The 8,620-nt window shown below is 72.7% G+C and carries 11 protein-coding genes; 5 read left to right on the top strand and 6 right to left on the bottom strand.

Going from position 1 to position 8,620, the window contains the following annotated elements:
- Nucleotide 1: 1 nt before the first annotated feature.
- Nucleotides 2–496, bottom strand: coding sequence for an Lrp/AsnC family transcriptional regulator (locus E1200_RS27915; protein ID WP_131955063.1), 495 nt, complete (start codon nt 494–496; stop codon nt 2–4).
- A gap of 107 nt (nt 497–603) precedes the next feature.
- Between E1200_RS27915 and pdhA the strand changes: the two genes are divergently transcribed.
- Genes pdhA through E1200_RS27900 form a run of 3 tightly spaced genes read left to right on the top strand, consistent with a single transcriptional unit; the run spans nt 604 to nt 4,003 of the window.
- Entirely contained in the window at nt 604–1,698 is a 1,095-nt protein-coding gene (gene pdhA / locus E1200_RS27910) for a pyruvate dehydrogenase (acetyl-transferring) E1 component subunit alpha (protein ID WP_131955062.1), read from the top strand.
- Between the two features lie 5 nt (nt 1,699–1,703).
- Entirely contained in the window at nt 1,704–2,702 is a 999-nt protein-coding gene (locus E1200_RS27905) for an alpha-ketoacid dehydrogenase subunit beta (RefSeq protein ID WP_131955064.1), read from the top strand.
- A 50-nt stretch (nt 2,703–2,752) separates the two neighbouring features.
- Nucleotides 2,753–4,003 carry a dihydrolipoamide acetyltransferase family protein gene (locus E1200_RS27900; RefSeq protein ID WP_131955061.1) on the top strand — a complete coding sequence of 417 codons (1,251 nt, stop codon included), beginning with the start codon at nt 2,753–2,755 and terminating at the stop codon, nt 4,001–4,003.
- A gap of 8 nt (nt 4,004–4,011) precedes the next feature.
- Here the strand turns inward: E1200_RS27900 and E1200_RS27895 are convergent, their stop codons facing one another.
- From E1200_RS27895 to E1200_RS27875, 5 genes are all read right to left on the bottom strand, one after another.
- Nucleotides 4,012–4,842 (bottom strand): SigB/SigF/SigG family RNA polymerase sigma factor, encoded by an 831-nt coding sequence (locus E1200_RS27895; protein ID WP_131955060.1) that lies wholly within the window; start codon nt 4,840–4,842, stop codon nt 4,012–4,014.
- 91 nt (nt 4,843–4,933) lie between these two features.
- A complete protein-coding gene (locus tag E1200_RS27890) occupies nt 4,934–5,332 on the bottom strand; it encodes a peptidoglycan-binding protein (RefSeq protein ID WP_131955059.1) in 399 nt (132 codons plus the stop codon).
- A gap of 233 nt (nt 5,333–5,565) precedes the next feature.
- On the bottom strand, nt 5,566–5,913 hold the full coding sequence (locus tag E1200_RS27885; RefSeq protein WP_131955058.1) for a hypothetical protein: 348 nt from the start codon (nt 5,911–5,913) through the stop codon (nt 5,566–5,568).
- Nucleotides 5,910–6,695, bottom strand: a complete 786-nt coding sequence (locus tag E1200_RS27880) for a hypothetical protein (protein ID WP_131955057.1) — start codon at nt 6,693–6,695, stop codon at nt 5,910–5,912. Before E1200_RS27880 ends, E1200_RS27885 begins: the two co-directional genes overlap by 4 nt.
- A 98-nt stretch (nt 6,696–6,793) precedes the next feature.
- On the bottom strand, nt 6,794–7,015 hold the full coding sequence (locus E1200_RS27875; protein ID WP_165950495.1) for a helix-turn-helix domain-containing protein: 222 nt from the start codon (nt 7,013–7,015) through the stop codon (nt 6,794–6,796).
- Between the two features lie 206 nt (nt 7,016–7,221).
- Between E1200_RS27875 and E1200_RS27870 the strand changes: the two genes are divergently transcribed.
- The gene (locus E1200_RS27870) at nt 7,222–7,713 is read left to right on the top strand and encodes a helix-turn-helix transcriptional regulator (protein ID WP_131955055.1); all 492 of its coding nucleotides are present in this window, start codon (nt 7,222–7,224) and stop codon (nt 7,711–7,713) included.
- Between the two features lie 93 nt (nt 7,714–7,806).
- Nucleotides 7,807–8,620: hypothetical protein (locus tag E1200_RS27865; RefSeq protein WP_131955054.1), on the top strand; the 814-nt coding region annotated here is incomplete at its 3' end.

Raw genomic sequence — 8,620 nt, 5'->3', positions numbered from 1 at the left:
GTCAGGGGGTGGGTGGGGATTCGTCGAAGATCAGCCAGGTGCGGGTGGAGCGGACGCCTTCCAGGGCGTGGACGCGGGAGAGGACCACGTCGCGCAGGGACGCGTTGTCGGGGGTGCGGACCAGCATGACCAGGTCGACGTCGCCGCCCACGAAGGCCAGGTGCTCGACGCAGGGGACCTCGCGGAGGCGGGCCGAGACGGTGCGCCAGGAATTCTGCTCGATGTTGACCAGCACATAGGCGGCCGTGCCGAGGCCCGCGCGGACCGGGTCGACGCGGGCGGTGAAGCCGGTGATGACGCCTTCGTCGACAAGGCGCTCCACGCGTGTGTAGGCGTTGGAACGGGAGACGCTCACCCGTTCGGCCAGGGCCCGGATCGAGAGGCGGCCGTCGGCCTGGAGCTCGCGGATGATCGCGCGGTCGACGTCGTCGAGGGAGGCGGCCGAACGTCCGGGGGGATCGGGCGGAGGCGCGGCGTCGGAAGATATTTGGTCCATGAGTGGTCGTGATTGCTGCTGTTCGTCTTTGGTTTTCGGCGTCTATTGAGACTTATGGCTGATCCGGTTCATATTTCTAGCACCGATTGGGTGTGGAGGTGGATCGGATGACGGGTCGGGTCGCGGAGCTGCTTCCCTCGGCGGAGCCGGTGCGGTTCCTGACCGATGACGGTGCGGCCGTGCGGCGGCCGCGCCTTCCGGTGCCGGAGCCGGAACTGCTGCGGCGGGCGTACCGGGCGATGGTGGTCGGACGGCGGTTCGACGCGCAGGCGACCGCGCTGACCAAGCAGGGGCGGCTGGCGGTGTACCCGTCCAGCCACGGGCAGGAGGCGTGCCAGGTCGGCGCGGTGCTCGCCCTTGAGGACGGCGACTGGTTCTTCCCCACCTACCGGGAGTCGGTCGCGCTGGTGACGCGCGGGATCGACCCGGTGGAGGTGCTCGCGCTGCTGCGGGGCAACGAGCACTGCGGCTACGACCCGGAGCGGCACCGTGTGGCGCCGCAGTGCACGCCGCTCGCGACGCAGACCGTCCACGCGGCGGGGCTCGCGTACGCGGAGCGGCGCAAGGGGACGGGACGGGTCGCGCTGGCCTGCGTCGGCGACGGCGCGACCAGCGAGGGCGACTTCCACGAGGCGCTCAACTTCGCGGCCGTGTTCAAGGCGCCCGTGGTCTTCTTCGTGCAGAACAACCAGTACGCGATCTCGGTGCCGCTGGAGCGCCAGACCGCCGCGCCCTCGCTCGCGTACAAGGGCATCGGGTACGGGGTGCGTTCCGAGCGGGTGGACGGGAACGACCCGGTCGCGGTGCTGGCCGTGCTGGCGGCGGCGGTCGAGCACGCCCGGTCGGGGGCGGGGCCGTTCCTGGTGGAGGCCCATACGTACCGGCTGGAATCGCACACGAACGCCGATGACGCGTCCCGGTACCGGTCCGACGCCGAGGCCGAGGAGTGGCGCCGGCGGGACCCCGTCGTCCGGCTGGAGAGGTATCTGCGGCGGCGGGGGCACCTTTCGGCGGACGACGTCTCCGCGTGGTCCGCCGAGGCCGAGGAGTTCGCCGCGCGGCTGCGGGACCGGATGAACACCGACCCCGGACTCGCCCCGCTGGAGCTGTTCGACCACGTCTACGGCACCCCCACCCCGCAGTTGGAGGAGCAGCGGGAGCTGCTGCGGGCCGAACTCGAAGCCGAGGAGGCGCTGTCGTGACCACAATGGCGCAGGCGCTCAACACGGCGCTCCGCGAGGCCATGGACGAGGACGAGCGGGTCGTGGTCTTCGGGGAGGACGTCGGCGCGCTCGGCGGCGTCTTCCGCATCACCGACGGGCTCGCCGCGAAGTTCGGCGACGACCGGTGCTTCGACACGCCGCTCGCCGAAGCGGGCATCGCCGGATTCGCCGTCGGGATGGCGATGGGCGGTTTCCGGCCGGTCATCGAGATGCAGTTCGACGCGTTCGCCTACCCCGCGTTCGAGCAGATCGCCTCGCACGTGGCGAAGATGCGCAACCGGACGCGCGGGCGCATCGCGCTGCCGATCGTCATCCGCATCCCGTACGCGGGCGGGATCGGGGGTGTCGAGCACCACTGCGATTCCAGCGAGGGCTACTACGCCCACACGCCGGGGTTGAAGGTCGTGACCCCCGCGACGGTCGGGGACGCCTATTCGCTGCTGCGGGAGGCGATCGACGATTCCGACCCGGTCGTCTTCATGGAGCCGAAGAAGCTGTACTGGGCGAAGTCGGACGATGCGCTCGCGCGCACGGAGCCGTTCGGCCGGGCGGCCGTCCGGCGGGCCGGTCGCGACGTCACGCTCGTCGCGTACGGGCCGAGCGTCCCGGTCGCGCTGGAGGCCGCCGAGGCCGCCGAGGAGAAGGGCTGGGACGCGGAGGTCGTCGACCTGAGGACGCTCGTCCCGTTCGACGACGCGACCGTCGCCGCGTCCGTCCGCCGGACGGGACGCTGCGTCGTGGTCAGCGAGGCCGCCGGGTTCGCCGGTGTCGGCGCGGAGGTCGCCGCCCGCGTCCAGGAGCGCTGCTTCCACAGCCTGCACGCGCCGGTGCTGCGGGTGTCCGGTCTCGACATCCCGTATCCGCCGCCGATGCTTGAGCGGCATCATCTGCCGGACGTCGATCGGATCCTCGACACCCTTGACCGGCTCCAGCGGGACGATCAGCCGGATGTACGGCATTTGTCGTTGGGTGGTGCGGCATGAGCGAAGCGAACCGGGGGGTGCGGGGGGTCGACCCCCCACAGGAAACAGGCATGACGGTCTTTCGCCTGCCCGACCTTGGGGAGGGGCTCACCGAGGCCGAGGTCATCGAGTGGAAGGTGGCGGTCGGTGACGTCGTGGCGGTCGATCAGGCCGTGGTGGAGGTCGAGACGGCCAAGGCCGCCGTCGAGGTGCCCTCGCCTGTTGCCGGCACCGTGACGAAGCTGTACGCCGAGGCCGGGGCCGTGGTGGAGGTGGGCGCGCCGCTCCTCGCGGTCGGCGGGGACGACGGGCAGGACGCGGAGGCGCGGCGGCAGGAGCGGTACCGGGAGGAGGAGCGGGCCGGGTCCGGGAACGTCCTCGTCGGGTACGGGACGGGCACCGCCCGCCGGTCCCGGCGCAGGGCGGCGGCGCCGGCCCCTGCGGAAGCGCCGGCCCCTGTGGAGGCGCCGCGGGTCATCTCCCCCGTCGTGCGGCGGCTGGCGGGTGACAACGGGATCGATGTCGGCGCCATCACGCCCAGTGGGCCGGGCGGCATCGTGCTGCGGAAGGACGTCGAGGCCGCGATCGCCGCGGCGTCCCGTCCGCTGCCCGAGCCCCAGGACGAGACCGGTGAAGTGCGCGTGCCGCTCCGGGGAGTGCGCCGGGCGATGGCGGACAAGCTGTCGCGCAGCCGCCGCGAGATCCCCGACGCGACGACCTGGGTCGACGTGGACGCCACGGCGCTGCTCCGGTTCCGGGAGAGGATCGGCCGCGCCGACCCGGACGCGGGGGTCGGGACGCTGGCACTGCTCGCCCGGGTGTGCGTCGCGGGGCTCCGCCGGTTTCCCGAGCTCAACGCCTACGTCGACACCGAGCGGCAGGAGATCGTGCAGGTGCCGCGGATCCATCTCGGGTTCGCGGCGCAGACCGAGCGGGGCCTCGTCGTGCCGGTGGTCCGCGACGCGCAGCGGATGACGCTCGCCGAGCTGGCCGCGGCGCTGCGGGAGCGGACGGACGAGGCGCGCGACGGACGGACCGCCCCGGAGAACCTCACCGGCGGCACGTTCACCCTCAACAACTACGGCGTCTACGGGGTGGACGGCTCCACCCCGATCATCAACCATCCCGAGGCGGCCATGCTCGGCGTCGGGCGGATCACCGAGCGGCCTTGGGCGCACAAAGGGAAGGTGCGGCTGCGCAAGGTCGCGCAGCTCTCCCTCACCTTCGACCACCGGGTCTGCGACGGCGGCGCCGCCGGGGGCTTCCTGCGGTTCGTCGCCGACTGCGTGGAGCGTCCCGAGGTGCTGGTCACGCACATGTGAGCGCCGCGTCACCCGGGCAGCAGGCCGCGGCGGAGGTGCTGCAGCGTCTGGGAGAGCAGCCGGGAGACGTGCATCTGCGAGATGCCGAGCCGCTCGCCGATCTGCGCCTGGGTCTGGTCGCCGAAGAACCGCAGCGACAGGATGGTGCGCTCGCGCTCGGGAAGCTCGGCGAGCAGGGGGCGCAGCGCGTGCTTGTCGAGGAACAGGTCCAGGGCCGGGTCGTCGGCGCCGAGGTGGTCGCCCACGGTGCCGGGGTCCTCGTCGGTGGTGCCTCCGGCCAGTGCGTCCAGGGACAGCGGGCGGTACGCCTCGCTCGCCTGCAGGGCCTCCAGGGTCTCCTTGTGGCTGATGCCGATGTGGCCGGCGAGCTCGGCGGTGGTGGGGGTCCGTCCGTTGGCGGCGGCGAGTTCGCTTCTGGCGCGGTGCAGGAGCGGGCGCAGTTCCTGGATGCGGCGGGACACGCGCACGCCCCAGGTCTTGTCCCGGAAATGGCGCCGGACCTCGCCGGCCACGACCGGGTAGGCGTAGCCGTAGAAGCGGTAGCCGCGATCGGGGTCGAAGCGGTTGATGGCGACGACCAGCCCCAGGTAGGCGACCTGGAGGAGGTCTTCCAGCGGCTCGCCGCGGCCCGCGTACCGGCGCGCGATGCGCCGGACGAACGCGGTGTTGAGCGCGACGATCTCGTCCTGCAGCGGGGCCCTGCGGGGATCGTCCGGGGAGAGCCGGTGCATCCGCTCCAGCAGCAGGTGGGTGCGCCGGTCCGCGGCGGCGTCGCCGTACGGGTCGGCGGACGGCCCGGCCGCGGCCTGCGGGCCGTCCTGGGTGGCGTCGTCGGTCACGTGTCGTCGGCCTCGTGGTCGCTGCGGAGCCCGCCGTGCCCGCGGGCGGGCCGGGGCTCCTGCTCGGATGGTGCCTGCGGGAAGGCGCCGGTCATCGCCAGGTCGCGGCCCATGTCCGGGGGTCGACCACTCCGTCGGCGACGAGGCCGGCCCGCTTCTGCAGGGAGACGGCGACCTTGCGGGACCGCGGCCCGTACCATCCGTCGGGCTTCAACAGGTAGCCCTTCCTGCGGGCCTGCCGCTGCCACAGCTCGACGTCCATGCCGTGCATCAGCGGGCGGCCCGGCCCGGGGTACTTCAGGATGCGGCGCGGGAACGGCGGCATTCCCCTGACCACCTGGACGATGGTGCGGCGGGGGCGGCGGTGCCTTCCGCGGGCGCCGCCCTGCAGCCGGAGCCACTGCTGCGGGCGCGGCGGGGCCTCGGTCTCCGGTCCGGGCGGTGCGGCGACGTCGTGGACGGGCTGCCACACCTCGAAGCCCATGGGCATCTCTACTCCTCGCGGTGGTGCGGTGATGTGGTGATGTGGTGATGGGGGGACGAGCGGGCGTGCGTGCGCCGGCGGCCACGCCTCGGGCGCGGAAAGGCGTGGCCGCCGGCGGGGCAGGTCTCGTCCCCCATGCGAGACCTGCCGGGGAGGTCGTCTCCCTCTCCCCCCTAGTCGAGGGAGACGACGTGGTCTGGACTGGCCCGGTGCTCAGACCCGGGTGTGCCGCGGGGGCCTTACGGCGCCTCCCGCCCGTGGAGCCGGACGACCCGCCGGAGCTGCTCGGCGTGGCCGCAGGGGCTCTCGCGCGTCAGCGACTCCCAGTGCTTGACCAGGTCGAAGCAGGCTTCCCGGAGGGCGTGGTGCTCGCGGAGCACGGCCGACCCGAACGCCTCCGCGCGGTCCTGCGCCGCGACCGCCTCGTCGCGCTGGGAGACGATGAGGCGGACGGCCCGCTCCGCCCGGCCGAGCTGGACGAGGGTGTCGGCCTCCTTCCGGCCGCGGTCCCGGCGGCGGACGGCGGCGACGGCCGCCGCCGCCGCGATGGCCGCGGCCAGGGCGACGAACCAGGCCCCCGCGCTCACCGGGTCTCCTCCGGTGGTCCGGCGGGGAGCGCGCCCTGCGCGACCGGGGTCCGCTGCTCCGCCTGCGCCGGCGGGCCGGCCGCGGGCGGCGGCTCCTCCGCCGCGCCCTCCCGCGGCCGGGGCGGGGACCCGTTCGGCGGGACGGGCCGGTCCCCGTTCTCGCCGGGCGGCACCGGACGGACGGACACGACATCGTCCAGCGGCGGCCATGCGAAGGGCACGCCGTCGGCGTCCAGGAGCGTGATCTGGCCCCCTTCGACCGAGCTCAGCACCCCGACATGGCTGCTGCCGTCGGCGCCTTCGACGCGCACCCGGTTGCCCACCAGGGACGCGTAGGCGCGGGGCACGGGGCCGGGGCGGTCGGGTTCCGGTACGGGCATCGCCTGGGCCAGGGCGCGGGCCCGGCCGTCCGCGTGCAGGGCGACGACGTGCGCGGCCGCGTACAGCGCGCGCATCGACTCGGCCAGCCGGCCGAACTGCTCCGCCGGGGCGTCGTTGGGCAGCGCCATCCGCAGGTCGCCGATCGCCAGGCCGAGGCCGTCGCGCTCGTCGTCGAGCTCGCGGATCTGGCCGGGCTGCGGAACCGGCGCGGCGCCGTGCGCGATCGTCAGCAGGAACCTGGCCTCGGCGGCGAGGCCCCGGTGGCGGTGCAGGTCGTCCCTGGCCGCGAAGGCGGCCTTGCGGTGGGTCTCGAGTGCGTGGCCGGCCCGCTCGGCGGCGGCCTCGTGGGAAGCGGCCACCGCGCCGAGGTCGTCGATGATCCCTTGGCTGAGCCAGGTCATCGGGCACCTCCGGGCAGTGTCCGAGGGGAAGCAGTGCTCATCAGGTCGTCCTTCGGGTACGGCGTCATCGTTCGCGGCCGGCGGTGCGCGGCCGGAACCTACGGGCGGGGCTCAACCGGGCAGGCGCCCATCTCCTTGATCGCTTCCAGGTCCTCGTGGGCGAACCGGAACAGGCGCTTGCCGTAGCGGCGGTGCGGGATCTCGCCGCGGCTCGCCGCACGCACCAGCCAGTCACGGGTGAAGGACGTCAGCTCGGCTGCTTCCTGCGGTGTGTAGAGGAGCCGGTCCATAGGAATCTCGCTGCCGGGAGAGCTCAACATGGCGATCACTGTAACGCATCTCAACGCACTCTGCAGCCTCATAACGCGTTTTTAATAACTCGCGTGTGTCGCGATGCGTCAGAGTGAGGCCCTCAACCGTGACACGCCGTGAAAACGCGTCACCACTCGTCATAGTCCGTTTTGCTCAGGTAGAGTTCCCGCGGGCCGGGCGTCCCCGCTCCCGGCCGCGGAAGGAGTCCGTGGAAGTGAGCGAACTCGATGAGCATGAGCACCCGCCCGAGGCATGGCAGCGGCTCGGGCGGATCGTGCGGCAGCGCCGGATCGAACTGGGCTTCGGCTCGCAGGCCAGCCTCGCCGCGGAGGGCGGGCCGTCGCTGTCGGTGGTGAACAAGATCGAGACCGGCCGCGGCCGGGACTACACCGACCGCGTGATCATTCCGCTGGAGGACCGGCTGGGCTGGCGCCGCGGCAACTTCCGCGCCGTCCTGGAGGGCGGCGAGCCGGAGTCCCTCACCACGGCGGACGGGCCGGCCGCGGCCGAGTCCGGCGAGGGCGGCTACCCGCCCGAGGTGGCCGGCGACCCGTTCCTGCGCTTCATCTGGGACGCTCCCGCCGCACTCGCCGACGACGAGGACAGATGGGCCGCCATCACCGGTGTTCTCCTCCGGCGGATGCGGTCGGGGCCGAGGGCATGGGACGAAACGTCCGAAAATCGGCGTAATGCAGGGGGACTATAGTTTCGGCAGGCGGGAACGGGCATTCCAGGTCATTTCTGTCCGCGGCGTGCCGTCGGGGGCGCGGCCGGCGCGAATGACGCAATGGGAGAAGCCGTGGATTCCCCTGACGAACACCTCCTCAAGCAGACCATCGAACGCCTGACCCAGGAGAACGCGAAACTCCGCAGCCAACTGGCGGTGACCGAACAATGGAACCCGCCGATCGATCTCGAACACGATTTCCGCACGGCCATGGGCTGGAAGTGCGTCATGGTCCCGCTCCTACCCGACCGGCCGACGCTCATCCTCATCACCGGCACCGAACCCGGAACCGGGCAGGACGCCACCGAGGCCGGCGACGTGTGGCGCCACCTCCAGACCGCGGCCGTTCCGCCCGGCCGCATCGGGCCGTCCGCGCGGGCGCAGATGCCCGCCCGGCTGCTCGGCTACCTGCGGGTCCACGGGGACCGGACGATCATCGTCCTCAACCGGGACCTGCGGCGCGGGCAGGTCTCCCGGGCGGCACGGATCCTCCGCGCGAACGCGCGGACGCGCCGCCCCCGCCTTCTCGAACTCTCCGCGGCTCCGTTCCTCGGCCTGTACGCGCTGTACAAGTACAGTTCCGCGAAAAGCATCGTCGGCCTCAGTGCGGCGGTCGCGCCGGCCACGACCATCGCCCTGTCGATCGCGATAGCACCGTCCACAACGCAGTACCTGGAACCCCCGCCCTCGCCCGGGCACACGCAAAGCACGTCCAATGTCACGCAGAGCGACGAGGAAACCGTGCGACCGGCATCCGAACGGCCGCCCACACCATCTGACGAGAAAAGAAGAAAGGTGCTCGCCTCGGCGGAATCGTCCCGCAAGGCCGTTTCCACTTCCGTGCCGGCGTGCCCGGCGCCCACCATTTCCCCCGACCGACGGCCGG

This window comes from Actinomadura sp. GC306 (assembly GCF_004348665.1).
GTDB lineage: Bacteria > Actinomycetota > Actinomycetes > Streptosporangiales > Streptosporangiaceae > Spirillospora.
The sequence above is the reverse complement of the archived record's forward strand: the minus strand, read 5'-3'. Positions and strand labels throughout refer to the sequence as shown.